Annotated in this window: 11 protein-coding genes; 1 reads left to right on the top strand and 10 read right to left on the bottom strand. The window is 47.1% G+C overall.

Annotated elements, in window-relative coordinates:
- Positions 1 to 21: 21 nt before the first annotated feature.
- From ACXX53_RS06150 to leuC, 9 genes are all read right to left on the bottom strand, one after another.
- On the bottom strand, positions 22 to 1,857 hold the full coding sequence (locus ACXX53_RS06150; RefSeq protein WP_458568357.1) for an ABC transporter ATP-binding protein: 1,836 nt from the start codon (positions 1,855 to 1,857) through the stop codon (positions 22 to 24).
- 38 nt (positions 1,858 to 1,895) lie between these two features.
- Positions 1,896 to 3,683 carry an ABC transporter ATP-binding protein gene (locus tag ACXX53_RS06145; protein ID WP_458567751.1) on the bottom strand — a complete coding sequence of 596 codons (1,788 nt, stop codon included), beginning with the start codon at positions 3,681 to 3,683 and terminating at the stop codon, positions 1,896 to 1,898.
- 271 nt (positions 3,684 to 3,954) lie between these two features.
- Positions 3,955 to 7,728 carry a dynamin family protein gene (locus tag ACXX53_RS06140; protein ID WP_458567750.1) on the bottom strand — a complete coding sequence of 1,258 codons (3,774 nt, stop codon included), beginning with the start codon at positions 7,726 to 7,728 and terminating at the stop codon, positions 3,955 to 3,957.
- 117 nt (positions 7,729 to 7,845) lie between these two features.
- A complete protein-coding gene (locus tag ACXX53_RS06135) occupies positions 7,846 to 8,118 on the bottom strand; it encodes an NAD/NADP transhydrogenase alpha subunit (RefSeq protein WP_458567749.1) in 273 nt (90 codons plus the stop codon).
- A gap of 27 nt (positions 8,119 to 8,145) precedes the next feature.
- Complete coding sequence (nth, locus tag ACXX53_RS06130; protein ID WP_458567748.1) at positions 8,146 to 8,814, bottom strand: endonuclease III; 669 nt, start codon at positions 8,812 to 8,814, stop codon at positions 8,146 to 8,148.
- A 120-nt stretch (positions 8,815 to 8,934) separates the two neighbouring features.
- On the bottom strand, positions 8,935 to 11,688 hold the full coding sequence (locus ACXX53_RS06125) for an S-layer homology domain-containing protein (RefSeq protein WP_458567747.1): 2,754 nt from the start codon (positions 11,686 to 11,688) through the stop codon (positions 8,935 to 8,937).
- 138 nt (positions 11,689 to 11,826) lie between these two features.
- The gene (locus ACXX53_RS06120) at positions 11,827 to 13,737 is read right to left on the bottom strand and encodes an N-acetylmuramoyl-L-alanine amidase (RefSeq protein ID WP_458567746.1); all 1,911 of its coding nucleotides are present in this window, start codon (positions 13,735 to 13,737) and stop codon (positions 11,827 to 11,829) included.
- Between the two features lie 304 nt (positions 13,738 to 14,041).
- Positions 14,042 to 14,656, bottom strand: coding sequence for a 3-isopropylmalate dehydratase small subunit (gene leuD / locus ACXX53_RS06115; RefSeq protein ID WP_458567745.1), 615 nt, complete (start codon positions 14,654 to 14,656; stop codon positions 14,042 to 14,044).
- Between the two features lie 15 nt (positions 14,657 to 14,671).
- Positions 14,672 to 16,093 carry a 3-isopropylmalate dehydratase large subunit gene (gene leuC, locus ACXX53_RS06110; protein ID WP_458567744.1) on the bottom strand — a complete coding sequence of 474 codons (1,422 nt, stop codon included), beginning with the start codon at positions 16,091 to 16,093 and terminating at the stop codon, positions 14,672 to 14,674.
- A 140-nt stretch (positions 16,094 to 16,233) separates the two neighbouring features.
- Here leuC and ACXX53_RS06105 point away from each other — a divergent pair, with 140 nt between their 5' ends.
- A complete protein-coding gene (locus ACXX53_RS06105; protein WP_458567743.1) occupies positions 16,234 to 17,175 on the top strand; it encodes a LysR family transcriptional regulator in 942 nt (313 codons plus the stop codon).
- 1 nt (position 17,176) lies between these two features.
- Here the strand turns inward: ACXX53_RS06105 and ACXX53_RS06100 are convergent, their stop codons facing one another.
- Entirely contained in the window at positions 17,177 to 19,066 is a 1,890-nt protein-coding gene (locus ACXX53_RS06100) for a glycoside hydrolase family 3 protein (protein ID WP_458567742.1), read from the bottom strand.
- Positions 19,067 to 19,167: the final 101 nt, after the last annotated feature.

Genomic DNA, 19,167 nt, shown 5'->3' with positions numbered 1-19,167 from the left:
CTTCATAAGACAGGACTCATCTTACATGTACTTGTATTGAGCTGCTACCAGCCCGTAGTACACGCCTTGCTTCTTCATCAGCTGCTCATGATTGCCCTGTTCCTTGATACGGCCATGATCGAGCACGATAATATTGTCGCAGCCGCGAATCGTGGATAAGCGATGCGCGATAATGAACGAAGTCCGACCGCGAAGCAATGTCTTCAGCGCTTCTTGAATCTTCAGCTCTGTTTCGGTATCGATGCTGGCTGTCGCTTCATCCAGAATCAGGATGCGCGGATTCGCAAGAAGCGCTCGTGCAAACGAAATAAGCTGTCGCTGTCCCATCGAGAGCACATTACCGCGCTCTTGTACTTCCGTATCATAGCCATCAGGCATATTCACGATGAAGTCATGCGCATGTACAGCTTTCGCTGCCTCTTCCACTTCTTCATCGGTAGCGTCAAGCTTACCGAAGCGGATATTGTCCCGAATCGTTCCTGAGAAGATAAACGTATCCTGCAATACGATACCGATCTGAGAGCGAAGGCTATCCATCTGGACATTTTTAATATCAAAGCCATCAATCACAACACGGCCTTCAGTAGGATCGTAGAATCTGCACAGCAGGTTGATGATCGTACTCTTACCTGAGCCCGTGTGTCCAACTAGGGCGATCGATTGACCAGCTATCGCTTCCAATGATACCCCATTCAAAGCAGGACGACCCGGCTCATATTCGAACAATACATTATCAACATGAACATTTCCTTTAATCGGCGGCAGCATCATATCTTTTGGATCGTTATCGACGGATGGCTTCTCATCCATGAACTCGAATATCCGCTCGGATGAAGCCATTGCTACGAGCATCTGCGAATACATATTGCCTAAGCGGTTGATTGGCTCCCAGAAGTTCCCGATATACTGTGCGAATGCGAACAGGATCCCAACCGTAATCGCTTGAGTCTGTACTAGATGCGAACCGTACACAAATAGGATGAACGCGCCGATTGCGCTTGTAATCTCGATGACCGGCCCAAACGTTTGGTTTAACATCGAAGCGCGATCCCACGATTTTTTGTTGATTCCGTTCATATGCTCGAAAAACTGCATATTTTCTTTTTCTTGCGTATAAGCTTGTGTTACACGCATCCCTTGAATGGCTTCATTCAAGTGCGAGTTTATTCTCGATTGCTTGATCCGTACATCCTGCCATGATCTGCGTATGTGGCGACGCAGCTTCGATGAAACGAGGAACATAATCGGAACCGTTATCATAACTGCAATTGCCAATTTAGCGTTCAGGAATAGCAGAATAATTACGATACCCGTTAACTGCAGAATATCGACGAGAGTGTTGATTGCCCCGTTTGTAAATAGATCCTGCAGCGAGTTGACGTCATTCGTTACCCGTACGAGCACCGAGCCCGCTGGACGCTTATCATAAAAACCGAATGACAGCTTTTGAATATGCTTAAACAAGTCGGAACGCAGATCGTAAATAATTCGCTGTCCGATCACGTTCATGAACTTGATTCGGTACGTGTTCGTAGCCCATTGAATCAGATACGTGACGAACACAGTCCCTGTTATGATGAACAGAAGCTTCTGATTAGGCGGCGCATCTACTGGTTGAATCGCATAATCAATTGCATAACTCGTTAAAAATGGTACTGCGAGCTTAGTCAGTGTACCCAGCACCATCAACAGGATGAGCACAGGCAGCAGCTGTCGTTTATACGGTTTCATATAGACGAGCAGACGCCGCATTTGCCCCCAGTTGAACGGCTTCTCTATAATCTCATCATCCGGGTATACGAAACGAGTCTTTTGCTCGAAGCCGATCGAATTGGAAAGGCTGCCGTCAGCCCGAATACCTGAGCGCCTAGACGGTTCGGCTGCTTTGGATTGACTCATGCTCTCACCCCATCTTCCTGCCTTGCTGAAGCTTGCGAGGATTCCTGCTCCTCTAAATAATCAGCATACTGAATATGATATACATCTCGATAAGTGCCCGGAACCTCAATTAATTCATCATGTGTACCGCGTTGAGTGATGTTGCCTTCATCCAGCACGATAATCTCATCAGCATGACGCAAGGAAGATATTCGATGAGCAATGATAAATACAGTGCGCCCACGCATTACTTCGTTAAAGCCTTCCTGAATCTCATGCTCTGTTTCCATATCAACCGCGCTGGTTGCATCGTCTAACACGAGAATCTTCGGATTATTCAACAGCGCGCGCGCTATCGCTAATCGCTGCTTCTGACCTCCGGAAAGACCTAGTCCGCGCTCACCGACGACTGTATCATAGCCTTCTGGCAGCTCTAGAATGAAATCATGCGCCTTTGCCAGCTTCGAGACACGGATAATGTCCTCTTCGGTGACATCATGACGACCATATGCGATATTATTGCGGATCGTTGATGAGAACAGGAATGTTTCCTGGAATACGGTTGCAATCTGTTTACGCAGGCTTGACACCTCAATATTACGAATGTCCTCTCCGTCAAGCAGAATCTGACCGTTGCTCACGTCATATGCCCGCATCAGGAGTTGAATGATCGTCGATTTACCAGCGCCTGTACCGCCAAGGAGACCGATAACCTTGCCCGGTGTCGCATCGAGTGTAATGTTGCGAACGGCATGCATCTCACCTTCGTAACGGAAAGATACGTTTTTAAACTCAATATGGCCTTGCACTTGGTCTGGATCCAATGGACGCGCAGCAGGTGTGTCTTTGATCTCAACTTGAGTATTCAGAAGCTCCAGTACACGTTCACCAGATGACTTCGCTTGCGTATAATTGTTAATGTGAAAGCCTATGCCCCACATCGGACCGATAATGTACCAGATCATACTGAAGAATGCGATCAGCTCACCTGGAGTCATGTTTCCGTTAATGACAGAAGTACCGCCCCAACCAAGCAGAATGACAACGCTGAGTGACGCCAACAATTCCATTACCGGGAAGTACTTTCCCCATAAGGATGATGCATAGATCTGATTCTCTTTGTAAGCTTCGTTGCGGACCGAGAACTTCTCAACCTCATGCGATTCGCGCGCGAATGATTTCACCGTTCGCACACCTGTAATGTTCTCTTGAACAGCGGTGTTTAACGAACTGAAAGTTTTGCGCATTTCACGGAATGCTGGATGGATCTTGCTCTCAAACTTGAGAGCCACGATAGCGAGAAACGGCATGCTGATAAAAGTGATAAGCGTCAATTGCCAGTTGATCGACAGCATCATGGCAGCCCCGAATATGACCATTAGAATCATGTTCAATATTTGTGCAAAGCCGAATCCGACGAAATGACGAATTCCCTCCAAGTCGGCGGTCAAGCGAGACATCAGGTCTCCTGTACGCGCTTTGTCATAATACTCATTAGACAGTGATTGCAATTTTCTATAACAATCATTGCGCATTTCATAAGCTGACCAGTTCCCTAACCTCCCGCCTAAAAAGCCTGATAAAAATTGTAGGGTGCCCTTTAAGCTAACGACGGCAACAACCGTTAATGCTAGCCAAGGCACCCAATCGTAATTCCCCTTACCGATGACGTCGTCAATCAGTATCCTCAATAAATTGGGATATACGAGACCAAGCGCAGTGACGCACATCAGGCATAAGATGGAACCGAAAAAGTACATTTTCTTAGGCCAATAGTACGGTGCTAATTGCTTGAAGACGTTCATCTTTCTCCCCCTCTCTACATAAAGCCAATTGTATGTAACGGAGTTTAACATCACCTCCAAAGAACGGCAAAACGGTCTGCAATGCATAATTGCGTCTAAAAGTCGATAGGAACACATTATCGGATCATTAACGGTATCTTTCTTTTAAATGGTCTGTTTTTCTTTCATCTCTTTAGTTTATTGAAGCAAAAACACCTGCATCCCTTACTGATGCAGGTGTTTCTAATATTGATGCCAAAATGATATTAATTCGTATGAAAACAATCCATATTCACAATAATTTCCGTATATAGGATTTTAGCTGTGCAGAAGTACGACGAAGTTCATCAGCATCTACAGATTCACCATATGCAAACATCATGCCTGCCTCATATTCTTGCATCACCTGCACGCAATCAGAGACCAAATCTTGAACCGTAATCGACATGCGCGTTTCAAGATGCTCTAAGAACTTTTGCTTGATCCATTGGTTTGTGCCGTTTATTTGCTCCAATGCTTCCTGCTCCAGCAGCCCTCGAAGCTCCTCGCGACCACCGCCCTCGAAAAAGGCTTTGCTAGAACGGTACAGTGATTTCAGCTTGCGTGAAGTCAGCACGCCTTCAGGCTTCTTAACTTCTATATGCGGTGTAGTCCAACTGCTTATAGGGACAGGCAATGCGAAATTGAAGCCATTCAACGTGGTCTGAATGTTGACCAAGATCTCATCAAAGCGCTTGACAATAAGCCGTTTCGCCAACTGCTCCAACCGCAATGAAGTCGCCAGCAGCTCATTGGTCAGCTCTTTCTCGAAGGAACGCTGCCACTCGCCGTAGCATTGGAGAAGCGAGCGTTCGATGTCCGTGTTATCGCCACGTAGTGTCGCCGGATTAAATGCCATAGAGAAGCTATCACCTGTTCGGTACTGGATACGCTGCCGGACATAATAGAGCAATTCATCCGTTTCTTGCTCTAGTCGCTTGCGTTCATTCCAATACGTTAATGACCGCAACTGCTGCTCAGCTCGCTGCACAGCCTGACGAAGCTGCTGTTGACGCTCAAGACGCTCATTCTTATCTGCAACAGCCGCTGCCGCCATAACCTCAAGCTGAGAATGGGCACGCAGCATATCATGTTCAGCGGACTGAACTGCCATAGCTGTCAATTCATGACCAGCGAAATGTTGAAACTCTCTTTCGAACCCGGTGAAGCCTGTTCGAGGCAGCTGATCGATATGGCCTGACAGCTTCCGATCCAAAGCCTGCAAACTGGATACCGCGAACAACCGTGGAGATCGGATACCGAACTCCTGCAGTCGAGCACGCATATATTCCATCACACTGTCTAATTCTACGCTGCTCGCGGCCAGATCCGCCGCGTTAACGATGAAGAACATTTTATCAAGCTCAAACGTATCCTTCACTCGTCCGAGCTGTGTGAGAAACTGACGATCTGCTTGCGAGAAGGCGTGATTATAATAAGTTACGAACAAGATAATATCCGCGTTCTTGATGTATTCAAAGGACACACCTGTATGGCGAGCATTAATGGAGTCTGCTCCCGGCGTATCCACGAAGGTAAACCCTTGAGCTGTCCACGGATTATGGGCGAATAGATCTACGTTGTTCACAAAGGCAGACCGCTCTTCATTCGATACATATTCGCGATACTCCTCATAGGTAACGTGAAGCTCTTGACCTAACAGATGCTGAATCGAATCATAGCCACGCTTCACCGCTTGAATAAAGCTGTAATGCGGCTTCCCCGCAGGATGCAGCATCTCGGGCTGCCAGTGTTCAGTTTGCTGAAGAGCTTCCTGCAAGCTAAATTTCTGTGCTTGAGCTTCACCCATACATTCCAGTGCATAACGTATATCAGCTAATAGCTCAGATTCCTTCTTCATCCGAATGAGCGCTGTTCGATGAGGATGCTCATCAGACGGGCCTAAGATGCGGTTAATGGCTGCCGTCGTCGGATTCGGCGACACAGGCAGCAGCTCCGCACCCATTAACGCATTCGCGAATGAGGACTTCCCGGCACTGAAGGCGCCAAACAGCGCTACGCTAAAGCGATTGTCTCGCAGACGCTTCGCTTTGGCGCGCATGTGCTCACTCATATGAGCTATCGAAGCGTACTGATCAATCGCGGAGGCGCTGAGCTCTAATTGCTCTGCTGCTGCCCGCCACCTAGCCCTTGCGTCAACATCATCCCCGGCCATAGGGTGCGGAGAGTCGGTTCTATTGGCGGATTGTCCATAGGCCGCCATTTGATCTCCAACATCCTCTTTATTAAGCTCTAAGATCGATATATTCCAGGTATCAGCTTCTTCTGTATCAATTGATGAAGTATCGTTGCACGCACGAAGCAAAGCGCTATTGCTTAGATCAGGCATGAGCTCAAGTGAGGATACAGGCTTAGCTCGATTCGAAAAGAGGCCGTCCATCATCTGGACTAAGCGCGCTTCTTCATGTACCAACTGGTTAGCTGCTTGCAAAAATCTTTCGTCCTCAAGCAGCTTACTGCGTAATACGGCAATCTCTGCGTTAATTCTCTCTATTTCCTGATCTTTACGCTGTTCTATTTGCTGAAGGTAGGGTTCGAATTCATTCCACACTGCCTTACGAATCAGCGATTTGGCTTCCTCGCTAATGAGTCGGCAATAATTCAGAATATATTCATTAGTGCCGGCAGCACCTTCCTGCACGAAATCAGCAAGCCAACGCCCTCCTAATTCAGGCATAGCTGCCAGAAGAGTATCAACAGCAGTATCTCCTTCTATAGCTAACTTTCCAGCATACTCACGCGCCAAGGAGGATAGATGACTGAAAATATTAGTCTGTATCTCTTCTTTCCAGCGAATCTGAACTTCATTCAATCTGCGTTCACGTTCAGCTTCGGTCTTCTCACCGCGATTCCATAGACCGACGCGAAACCCTATCTGTCGGCTCTCTAGATAATGCGCGGCAAGATCTCGCAATGGAGCAGGTATTATATTCGCATCTCGCAGCAAACGGTTGACCTTGACTTGGAATTCTGTTCGTTCAGTTTTCTTGTCAAGCATTAGGTGCTGCTCTTGTTCTTCCGCCGTATGCAGCGCATTCCGCACGTTATTTATCACAGATTCACCGCCAGCCGACTCTATCCATTCCCTGTGCTCTGCTGTCAGCTTCTCGCGTTTCTGTTCCTCATGCTTCAATAATATAAATCGAGCAGCCTGTTCAACACCGGATGCGACCAACGGCTTGCGTTCCTTGACGAGCAGACGAAGAGCAGTTACAACCTGCGCCCATTCATTATGAATATGATCGGCATCCATCATCGAAACATAAAAGACTGCCGCAGGGTGGATTCCCCAATCGTGAAGCGCCTTGCTCACACTCGAACGATACTGTTCGAAGCTCAGCTCGGATTCGCGGTGCTTATCGATCTGGTTTACGATCCAGATCAGCGGCTTGCCCGCTTCAGCTACTTGCTTCGCAAAGGCGAAGTTGATCTCGGACAAGACATGATTGTAGTCCGTCACATAGCATACGACGTCAGCCATATGGAGCGCCGCTTCAGTCGCTTCACGGTGCAGGTCGTCAGTAGAATCTACACCAGGCGTATCAAGCAGCGCAGCGCCTTCACGCAGCCATTCTACTTCTTCATACAGATTCACTCGCTCTATGCTTTCACCATCTTGGCATACTTCTTCCAGCCGTTCTAGTGGAATAAGTTCCAGCTGATCCGTGCTCCGCCCCCGAAATAAAATCTCTGCACGTCGCTCGCCATTCCGAATGGTAACTACATTAGCGCTTGTTGGTATTGGACTGGATGGCAGCAGGCGTTTACCGCACATTTGATTAATAACTGTCGATTTGCCTGCTGAGAAGTGTCCGCACATCGCGATCATAAGCAAACCTTCGCGCTCTTTATCGCACAACTCTATCAATTTGTTTGCTTCATTAATGTTGCCGTCCTGTCTGACAGCTTCAGCCCATACTCCAATAACATGGCTCATTGTCTTATTCTCTTGATATGCGCCGGTATTCTCTTGAACTGCAGAACTGGCTGTATCCAACGTTTTCATACCCGCTGTATTGATCCCCCTCTGATCTAATCCCTCTATACTCCATCCTTAGAATAAGCCTTAGAACAAGAAAAAACCGAGCTGCTCGGCTTTTCCTTCATGCCAGCTAACTCGGTTCTAGTGTACCATATTTTCCCGTTCCGGGAGTATAATTTCGAATAGATCACCATGTTGAAGTATTGTAATGCCTTCAGCCTTCACTCGCATCACAACCACATCGCGCTTCTGCTTCATGCGGTCAACATATTGATCGGGCACCTCGCCAGCGCCGTAAACCGTAATCCCATCCACAATAATTTCTTCATCATCCTGCACAGGACTCTGCATCACTTTCTCAAAAATATCGGAAAATTGCTCAAAGTTGTCAGTGTAAACGGAAATGCATCTCATATTAGGTACCACCTGTTCTCTTAAACTTTACTTACCAGTCTTTCTCTTGGATTCCCCTTTCATACGTTGTTTTCCGAATTTGCATAGATCCAGCAACGGACAAACTTCGCATTGAGGGGATTGCGCTTTGCAGTGATATCGGCCGAAAAATATTAATCGATGATGCGTAAGCGTCCACTCCGCTCGCGGTACTTTACGCATCAATTTCTTCTCAACCTCTAGTACGCTGTCAGTTTCATCAGCTAAGCCAAGCCGCTTCGATACACGTTCCACATGTGTGTCAACTGCTATCGCCGGTACTCCAAATGCGTTCGAAACTACAACATTAGCAGTTTTACGTCCGACACCAGGCAGTTCAGTCAGAAGCTCATGCTTATCCGGTACTTGTCCATCGTATTTATCCAGCAAGATGCGACATAGCTTCTGAATATGGCTTGCCTTGTTGCGATATAAGCCGATGCGGCGAATGTCCTGTTCCAACTCTTCCAACGGAACAGCAATATAATCCTGCGGTGTTTTGTATTTCTTGAACAAATCTACCGTAACCTTATTCACCGTTTCATCTGTACATTGAGCTGACAAGAGAACGGCTATCGTCAATTCAAATGGATTGGAATGATTCAGTTCGCAATGGGCATTCGGAAATAATTCTCCGATTGTATCTAATATACGTCGTACACGCACAGTGACAGCCATGTCATAGCCCCCTTAAAAAAGCTCTTGTGTCATTATAACACGTTCAACAGACTTCGCCACCGCCAGGAATAGGAAAGCCGCTACCCATTTTTACAGATAGCGGCTCTCATCATAAACTATTTACTTCTTCTCGATCTCAATGATCTGATCGTTCAAGAAGTATAGTACAAGCTTGTCATCATTTTTCAACGATTCAACCGAGATCGTTTGTCCAGCAGCATCATGAATGATTACATTCGGATGGAGTTGGAAATAGTTTTTGCTTGTATCGTTAGCTTTACGAGTGACATACAATTCCTTCGTCTTGGAATCATACTTCCAGAATGTTCTTTCTGAACCTGGAATCACTTTCAGTACTGGTTTGTTTAATGCATCCTTGCGACCCTCAACTCGATCGCCAACTTTCAATGTAGCGATATTAGAAGTAGATCCTGTATCAGTTAAGACAGTTAAGCCATCAGCAGAATTGAAGGTATAGAGCTGTCCATTATAGTCTTTCACTACAACCTTACCATCAGCTACATCAACAGACTGAACACGTCCCATCGATACATTTACCTTGCGAAGCTCCACCAGGGCAGTCCCATCAAATACAGCATTCAATACATCACCCTTGTTGATATTGGACACCGTAATTCGATTATTGTTCGTATCGTACAACGCGACATTGCTAAGGCTGTAGTCCTCTATTTTATTGTCCGGATTCAGGAGCTTGACTCGATTCGTTGCAGTGCTCACTTCTTCAACATCGAATTGAACATGGCTGCGAACGGATAAGGACACGATCGAGCTTTGATTGTTGGACAACATGGCTGTGACCTGATCGCCGCGCTTCAGATCCGCTACAGTGGCACTCTTATTGCCATATACGAGTACTGGCAGAACTGGACCTTCATACGGCATAATGATGATGTCTTTATTAGCGAGCTCCATCGTCACTTGACGTGAGGACAGATTAGACGCCATATATTTCCCTTCATATTTGTACACAAATTGAACGAGCAGCGCTTTTTCGCCAATGTACTGTATGTTTACCTTGCGGTTGCCAAGAAGCATACCGAGAACTGCATCTTGAGTCACCTTATTGCCATTCAGTTCATACTGAGTCGTGTTGTCAAGGTTAAGAAGCTTAACATTCTTATTCGCATCCTCGACCACCAGATATTGCCCTTTAGTATCGTAGCTCTTGATCGTCGCTCCATATATGGATTGGACATTGCGGTTCAGAACTTGAATATGTGTAACTTTACCTTCGCTGTTCACGGTCATTTTTACACGGTCACCATAATCAGCGCCGAATATCAAGTTATCAATCGACGCGTTGGTCATGCCCTCGATTTGCACATCGACTAATGTCGAGAGCAGCTTGGTATCGAAGTCCCCGTTATCTTTGACAACGGTAATCATCTTCTTCGAGTTATCAAGTGCTACCAGCTTGCCTTCAACACTTGCTTCAGGCGATCTGGAGAGCACGATGGATGTAATCACATTATTTTCAACAGTAAACGTGATAGAGTCACTAGGCTTCAGATCTTGCAGGCTTAATAAAGTATTATTATGACGGATAACAGCTTTCTCGCTAACTGAATAGGTCTCGTTGACACCCTTATCATTCGATACAGTCAGGGTGCGTGACGCTTGATCAAGCGTAGTAACCTTGCCTGAACCGCTCTTGTTCACTTGGTTCGTCTTCACCTGGATCTCAATCACTTTATGATCCTTGGAGAATGTTTCACGCGTAATCTCGAGCTCCGTGTTTTCTACTAGATCAGTTGGCTTAATCGTGTTACCGCTTGCGTCCTTAAATACTGTGTTCGTCTCATACTTAATTTCTTGCAAGCCTTCTTGTCCGTTCTGCTTCACCCACAGCGAATTAGCTTCTGAATATTTAAGAGTAGCTAGCGTTGTGTTGATCATCTTCTCTTGATCGACTAACTCTACATAAACTGCATTGTTAGCTTGTCCAATGTAACGAATCTTTGTATACAAAGGAATGTCTTGCGGGGTAATAGCTTTGTCGCTGCCTAACTCGTACCACATCGTCTTATTATCAAAACGAACATTGACCCATTTGTTATCTTCCGTATACAGTTTGATCTGATCATCAGTCATCCCCGTAACGATTCCATAGCTATCATTGGCATAATCCACATTGGATACCTTTTCATCCGCGCGGCTGAAGAATGTAGCTGCTTGCTCTCTTGTAACGGTACCTTTAGGAACAAAACGATTCTTGTCCATTCCGGTCGTCAGATTCAGATCAACCGCTACATTGACATATCCAAGCGCATCAGATGAAATCTCACTGTTATCTGCGAAGGAAGTTGGGGTATTCATCGCAGCTTCCGCATCGCTCTTCTTGCCTGCAGCGCGAACGAGAATCTTCGACACCCATTCACGAGTTGCTTTTCTCTCGCCCCAAGCCGTTTTATCTTTAGTAACTGCGCTCTCTTCCTCTAGATCTATCAGACCTTCCTTAAGCGCCAGAACGACATAGCCTTTGAAATAATTGCTGACCTTGATCTCTTCAGGCAGTTTAACTGCTGTATCCTTCTGAACCTTATCATCCAAGCCCATGAAACGAATAGCAACAGCTATTACTTCTTGCTGAGTAATCGGATCAGTTGGACGGAATTTACCTTGGTTGCCTTGCAGAATACCCAGTGACGCTAATTTATGTATATGTTTTTCTGACCAATGGCCAAGCTTAACATCGCTGAATACTGGACTATAACCTGATGCGTTTGACGCTGATGTGTTTGCTGGAGCAGTGTTCTGAGCTGCCATTGCCGCTGGAGCAGCAGATAGAGTCATCGACACCGCTAACAAAGTAACTATCACTTTATGTAGTCGTTTTTTGGTATTAAACAGCATGATGCATCTCCTTCATCTTATTTTATGGTTTCAAAATCACTATTTCGACAGAAACAGGGGCATTTCCTGCCCCTGTTTACAAATCTTACATGTATATGAATATGAAACTACTAATTGCACAAAAATAAACTCATTCATTTATGGTCGTGCAATCGGATGATCGAGCGATACATGGCCCATCAAGCTCTCTGTTTCTTTACCATCAATCAAGATATTGATCGCTTTTACCTCTGGGAATTGAAACAGCGTCTTCGTCAAAGCTTGAATCGCAAAAGATTCGCCGCCCGCACCATAGTGAGCATCGTCTGGAATATGAATATCTAGCGTCAATACGCCTTTATCATCCAGCTTATGAGATTTAAACTCTATGTTCTCCCACAGAGCGATGTACTTCGAGCTGTCTGCAGTTTTCAGCGAGCTCAATGCTGCGTCAATCTTCTCCGTGTCATTCGAATATTCGATGTCTTTCGTAAACGATGTAACTTCCATCAATTCATCATCTGAAACATACACCGATATGGTTTGCTTTTTCTTTTCAGGCTTTTCCGTTTCATTCGACGGCGGTGTCGGCTTCGTATCCGCAGGTTTATCAACTTCCGCAGGCTGTTGTTCAGGTTTATTCGCCTCTACCTTGGGCGGCTCAACATTGTCTATACTAGAACCGTTATTAGCCGTCTCTTTGCTTCCGCACGCTGTCAACATCGCAACTCGCCACTGGAAATCTTCATCGAATATTTTGGCTTCCTCATCAGGATTAGTCAAGAATCCAACCTCCAACAAGATCGCCGGCATCTTCGTATTGCGTGTGACGTGATGATCCCCATACTTCACACCCCGGTCTTTAAGCTGAGTTCCCTTCATGAGATACTTATGCATCGTTTCAGCAAAGGCTTTGCTGTCTGCACGATTATAATAAGTCTCAGTACCGCCTACACTCGGCTTATTATCGATACTGTTATGATGAATGGAAACGAATAAATCCGCGTTAAGATTGTTAGCAATTTTTACTCGCTCAGACAGTTCAAGGAACTCATCCGTGCTTCTAGTTAATACGATATTCAGCTTCGGTTCATTCTTGGCAAGCTCAGCCACTTTTAAGGCAATCCCTAAATTAGCAGTTTTCTCATATCGCTTTCGCACACTGACGGCGCCAGAATCATGATCGCCATGTCCAGCGTCGATTACTACCGTATACTTGCCTGCTGGCTTGACTGGCTTAGTAGGCTCAGGAGGCTTTGTCGGTTCCGTAGGCGCAGGATTCAATGTTAAAGAAATAAGTCCATTAGTAGTTGAGATGTTCTCGTATGTTAATGGATAATTGGCGTCGATTACGAACCGTACTGTGTTCGGATTATCGCTGAACATAGCGTATCGTATACGCTGAACGTCCGGATAATCGGTAATCTTCATTACTCCTTGTCCACTATCGTCAAACGAGAATTTAGACTTGAACTCATCGGAAAACACCGTATTCGGCAGATCAATGACGATTCGATCTGGATCGGACATCTTCATAATATGAGGTTTGACCGACTTGTCTGTTGCAATATGTAAGGTGTTATCAAAAAAATCAAAATCCGTTACTTTCGCATCATTCGTTGCACCTCCCCCACCAGAAGGTGGTGGTACCTCGGACGAACCTCCATCTGATGTGAATAAGTACACAGATTTAGACTCATTATCCCAGTCTACTACTAGTCCCATCGATTCACCAACGAATCGCAGAGGAACAAGTGTAGTACCGTTAATTACAGTCGCAGCAACCGGCAGTTTCACTTCTTTTCCATTCACTAGAGCTGTCTTCTCACCGATTACTAGCTTGATACTGGTGCTTCCGTTATTTATGGTTACTGTTCGCGTCTTCTGCTCCCAACCTACCTTATAACCTAACTCTTCTGATACGACGCGAATCGGAATCATGACAGAATTATTAATCATCTTAATCGGTTCTGGAAGCATTATCGAGCTTCCATTCAGGTACAGGGTCGGCTGCGGAGCAGCTTGTCCTGTCTGAGGCAATACAAAACAGAATAACATCACAAACAACATCCACATACTACTTTTAAATTTTCGCTGCATCTTCACCTCTACATCCTTTCGTGTTGTTCTAACACTCTGACGGTTGTTTAAGGATTCAAAGTGTCAGACGTACCTATAGACGTTGAAAATTGACAAAAGTTGCGTTTAATCAACATATTCAGCGCAGGTATATTTTTGAATTGGCACTCAAAGCCAGTATAAATGACCGAGCTAGTGTTACAGCACAAAAAAGCATTCCTTGCACCGGTGACGTTCACAGATACAAAGAATGCTATTTGAGATAATTTCATTTCGTTATCTGTTAGCCATTGCCTTATGATTGAATCGGATATGTCAGCCGATCAGCATGCTTCGATTCATATGCGGAGATTGCATCATCATGCTTAAGCGTCAAACCGATATCGTCCAAGCCTTGAAGCAAGAATTGACGGCGATGCTCATCCAGTTCAAAGGAGTAGGACAAGCCTGCATGATCGCTGATCGTCTTCGCTTCCAGATCGATGTTCAATTGATAGCCTTCTGTGTTGGCTGTACGTTGGAACAGCTCTTCAACCTGCTCCTCGGATAGCTTGATTGGCAGTATACCGTTCTTGAAGCAGTTGTTGTAGAAGATATCTGCGAATGACGGCGCGATGACGCAGCGGAAGCCATAATCGAGAATCGCCCATGGAGCGTGCTCTCGAGAAGAGCCGCAGCCGAAATTAGCGCGAGATATCAATACACTTGCACCTTGGTAACGAGGTTTGTTCAGATCGAACGACGGAATCACATTGCCCTGCTCGTCGAATCTCCATTCAAAAAACAGGAATTGACCAAAGCCGCTTCGTTCAATGCGTTTCAGAAATTGTTTAGGGATGATAGCATCCGTATCGACATTGACACGGTCAACAGGCGCTACGAGTCCAGTTAAAGTGGTAAATGGTTGCATCGGATCGTCCTCCTCCTAATTCATGACTTCCGTCTTGATATCCCAGCTGCGCACATCGACAAAATGACCTTTAATCGCAGCAGCTGCTGCCATTGCAGGCGATACCAGATGCGTCCGACCGCCGCGTCCTTGACGGCCCTCGAAGTTGCGGTTGGATGTTGAAGCACAACGCTGTCCAGGCTGCAGAACGTCAGGGTTCATCGCCAAACACATGCTGCATCCCGCTTCACGCCATTCGAAGCCGGCTTCTATAAACACTTTATCCAAGCCCTCTGCTTCAGCTTGCAGCTTCACGCGACCGGAACCAGGCACTACGATTGCTGTTACGTTGTTGCTCACTTTATAACCGCGGGCAACTTCAGCTGCAGCACGAAGGTCCTCGATGCGGCCGTTCGTACAGGAGCCGATAAATACATAGTCAATTGCGATCTCTGTCATCGGAGTGCCTGGTGTCAGTGCCATATATTCAAGCGCTTTTTCGGCAGCTTTACGTTCATTTTCTGTTTTCAGTTCAACCGGATTAGGCACTTGACCTGTTATATCAGTACCCATGCCTGGGCTCGTTCCCCATGTTACTTGCGGTATGAGTGCTTCAACATCGAACTCGACAACAGTATCGTATTCCGCACCTACATCTGTAACAAGATGCTTCCAACGCTCAACCGCTTGATCGAATTCGCCCCCTTGAGGTACATATTGACGTCCGCGCAAATATTCAAATGTAGTCTCGTCCGGTGCGATGATACCAGCGCGTGCTCCACCTTCAATAGACATATTACATACCGTCATACGCTCTTCCATCGTCAGCTCGCGAATAGCTTCACCTGTATACTCGATTACATAGCCCGTCGCAAAGTCAGTTCCATACTTGGAGATGACGCCAAGTATCATATCTTTAGCAGTGACGCCTGGCTTGCGTTTGCCGACAAAGCGAACTTCCATCGTCTTGGACTTCGCTTGCTGCAAGCATTGAGTAGCCAATACATGCTCAACCTCACTCGTACCGATACCAAATGCCAACGCGCCAAACGCACCATGCGTGGAAGTATGGCTATCGCCGCAAACGATCGTTTTACCAGGATGAGTCAAGCCGATTTCAGGACCCATTACATGCACAACGCCTTGGTCGATATTGTGAAGGTCAAACAGCTTAACATCAAAGTCTCTGCAGTTGGCAGACAGCGTATCGATCTGCTGCTTCGAGATTGGATCAGAGATGTTGAAGCGATCCTTCGTCGGTACGTTATGATCCATCGTCGCGTATGTCAGTTCAGGACGACGTACCTTGCGTCCGCTCAAGCGCAGTCCTTCAAATGCTTGCGGTGAAGTTACTTCGTGAACCAGATGCAGGTCGATATACAAAATGCTCGGCTTGCCTTCTTCCTGAACGATGACGTGCTCATTCCAAATTTTCTCGTACAACGTTTTCTTTGACATATACACTCACCTCTCGCGCCTTATCGCAACAATTCTATTGGACTCAATATAACATTTGCTTCTTCATTGTTCCAAGATATAATATCTATAGGATTGATAGGATGAAACTATAAGTCTGCGAAAGGTGGTTGCCTTTACAAATGGAAATACGACAGTTGCAATACGCGCTGCAAATCGCCGAGGAACGGAACTTCTCACGAGCGGCTGAGAAGCTGCATATCGCGCAGCCATCGCTTAGTCAGCAATTGTCCAAGCTGGAAAAAGAAATCGGAGTTCTATTGTTTCAGCGCACGACCAATTCTGTGGATATGACTTATGCAGGCGAAGTGTTTGTAGATCGCGCGCAAAAAATATTGGATTCTCTCGAGCAGCTCAAAAAAGAAATGGCGGATATCTCGCAGACGAAGGCCGGCAAGGTTACGATCGGTACGATGCCGATAACCGGATCGCACCTGCTGCCTCATGTGCTTCCGTTATTCCATAAGCATTACCCTGACATCGAGCTAGTCATATCGGAGGAGCCTTCTACCTCCACGTTGGTGAAGATGACTGCACAAGGTAAGAACGATCTGTGCTTGCTATCCTTACCGATACACGATCCTGCTCTCGACTATGAGCCCATCATCGAAGAATCGATTATGCTGGCGGTAGCTCAGGATCACCCTCTGAATGCAGATACTCAGAGCAAGCGGGAGCCAATCCGTCTGGAACAAATGAAGGACGAGCCCTTTATCTTCTTGAAGCGCGGACAAGGCTTCCGCCAGATCACGATGGACTTGTGCCGCCAAGCGGGCTTCGAGCCTCGCATCGTGTTCGAGAGCTCAAACATGGAGACGGTGCAATCGCTTGTCGCTGCTGGAATGGGTGCGGCGCTAGTACCAAGATTGATCGCTACGGCGCCGCGCAGTGAATTCGTGCCGGCGTATCTACCCATCGAAGGCGATCCTTCACGCACGCTAGTATTAGCCTATCGAAGCGGACGCTACATGTCCAAGGCTGCAGAAGCTTTTATGCGCACATTAAAAGAGACGGTTGCAACTCAATTCGGCAACCGTCTTCAATCCCCTCTACGGGAGAAATAGCTTATGGAGTTATCGGCATGTGCGCGGCTGTCGGCTCTTGCTTCCACAGCAAGCCGGCAGCCGCTCGCAGGTTAGCTTCTGTCAGGCCGTAAGCAGCAATGCTGAACGGCATCCCGCTCAATGCATCGACATCGTAAGGCGAGCTTGTCGCGATCAGACCATAACGGACCTTTGTCTTGCTCAGTTGATCCAGTGCGGACTGTAATAGCTTGCGCTGCTTGGACTGAAGCTGAGCATCGCGGGAGATGACAAGCACCACGTCAGTCCCAGACTTCTGATCCAGCTGCTTGATGATCGCGCTGATATCGCTCTCTGTCTTAACTACTTTAGTTAGTGTGTTCAGTGTTCGAGTTGAGCTGGATGCTTGTTCAGACATCGAATCCATGATTGCGGCGCTAAATTCCTTTAACGCATAGGAATCCGTTCCTACCAATACTACTCGCTTCACTTGTTCCGTTAAGAATGGAAGCTGATTAGACTCACCTACGTAGGTGACCGCTTGATCCGCTACACGGCGGGCAAAGGCGGCATCGTCATTGTCCTTCTGCCACTGCTCCGCTTCTGCCAGCCTCTTCTCGTAGGGCTGAACATCAACCGGATTGCCCTCTTCATCCAGTAAGCCATAAGCGGTCTTCATCCGCAGTATTCGAAGCACGCTCTCGTTTATTCGCTCCTCCGAGATGACGCCCGCCCGTACTTCCTTCAGCAGCCGCTCCTGGACCCGGACCGGATTCGGCGGCATCAGAATGACATCGACTCCTGCCTGAACCGCTCGTACAGCGGCTTCATCCGAGCCGAAGTGCTCCGCAATCGCCCCCATGTTCATCGCGTCCGTCATGACGACGCCATCGAACTTCAGCTGCTCCCGGAGCACATCGGTTACGATCGCCTTCGATAATGTAGCGGGCAAGTAGATGGACTTGCCGTCCTGCTTTGACTTCACTTGGGTGTTGTCGAGTGATGGGACGGTTACATGCCCCATCATCACGATATCAACACCCGAGGCGATTGCTTCGCGGAACGGAACCCAGTCGGTCCGTTCCATCTGGTCCGGGGTGTGGTTAAGCACAGGCAGTCCCAGATGGGAATCGACTGCCGTATCGCCATGCCCCGGAAAGTGCTTGACAGCCGCAGGCATGCCTATGGAATGCATGCCTGCGATGTACGCCTTCACGAATTCGCCCACACGCTCAGGCGAAGCCCCGAAGGAACGGATACCGATTACCGGATTATCCGGGTTCACGTTCACATCCGCCACCGGGGCGAAGTTCATGTTTAGGCCGAGATGCTGCAGCATCTCGCCTGTACGACGCGCAGTTTCCGTCGTCAGCTCCGGATCGCCTGTAGCGGCGAGCGCCATATTCCCGTTCATGGCAGATGCATATGACACTCGCGTCACCAAGCCGCCCTCCTGGTCCGTGCCGATCCAAACGGGCACGCTTACGTTTAGATGCTGGAGCAAAGATGTCACGCGTACCGTTTGGTCGGGCGCTTGGAACTGCTCGCGAAACAGGATAACGCCGCCGGGTTGAATCTGCTCAAGTGCGGCCGGCAGCTCTACTTGTGGCTGCTCTTGGCTGACAGCAGATATATCTACATACAGCATCTGTCCAATCTTCTGCTTAAGATCCAGCTTATTCAGCGCCAGCTGAGCAGCCCGTTCATACTTCTCTCGCTCCAGCTCATCTTCCTTCTGCTGCTCATTCGAATCAGATAGACCCACCGCACTCGGAGAAGAATGTTCAGTTGATTTATCGCCCGCTTGTATAGGTTGTTTATCGGTGGTATTAGCTCCAACAGTATGGAATGCTGACGGAATCCCAAGCGCCTGCTTCAACTTGTCAGCTCCATTTTCCATAAGACCATAGCTGATTACAGCTAATATGACCAAACAACATATGCTTATCCACACTTTAGCTCGATTGGATCTCTTTTTTCTCCGATAATCTGAAGATCGTGTCATTCGGTCTCCTCTCATAAACGCTTTGAGTA

The organism is Paenibacillus marinisediminis (assembly GCF_054343325.1).
Note: the sequence above shows the minus strand (reverse complement) of the source record. Positions and strands in the feature narration are given on the sequence as shown.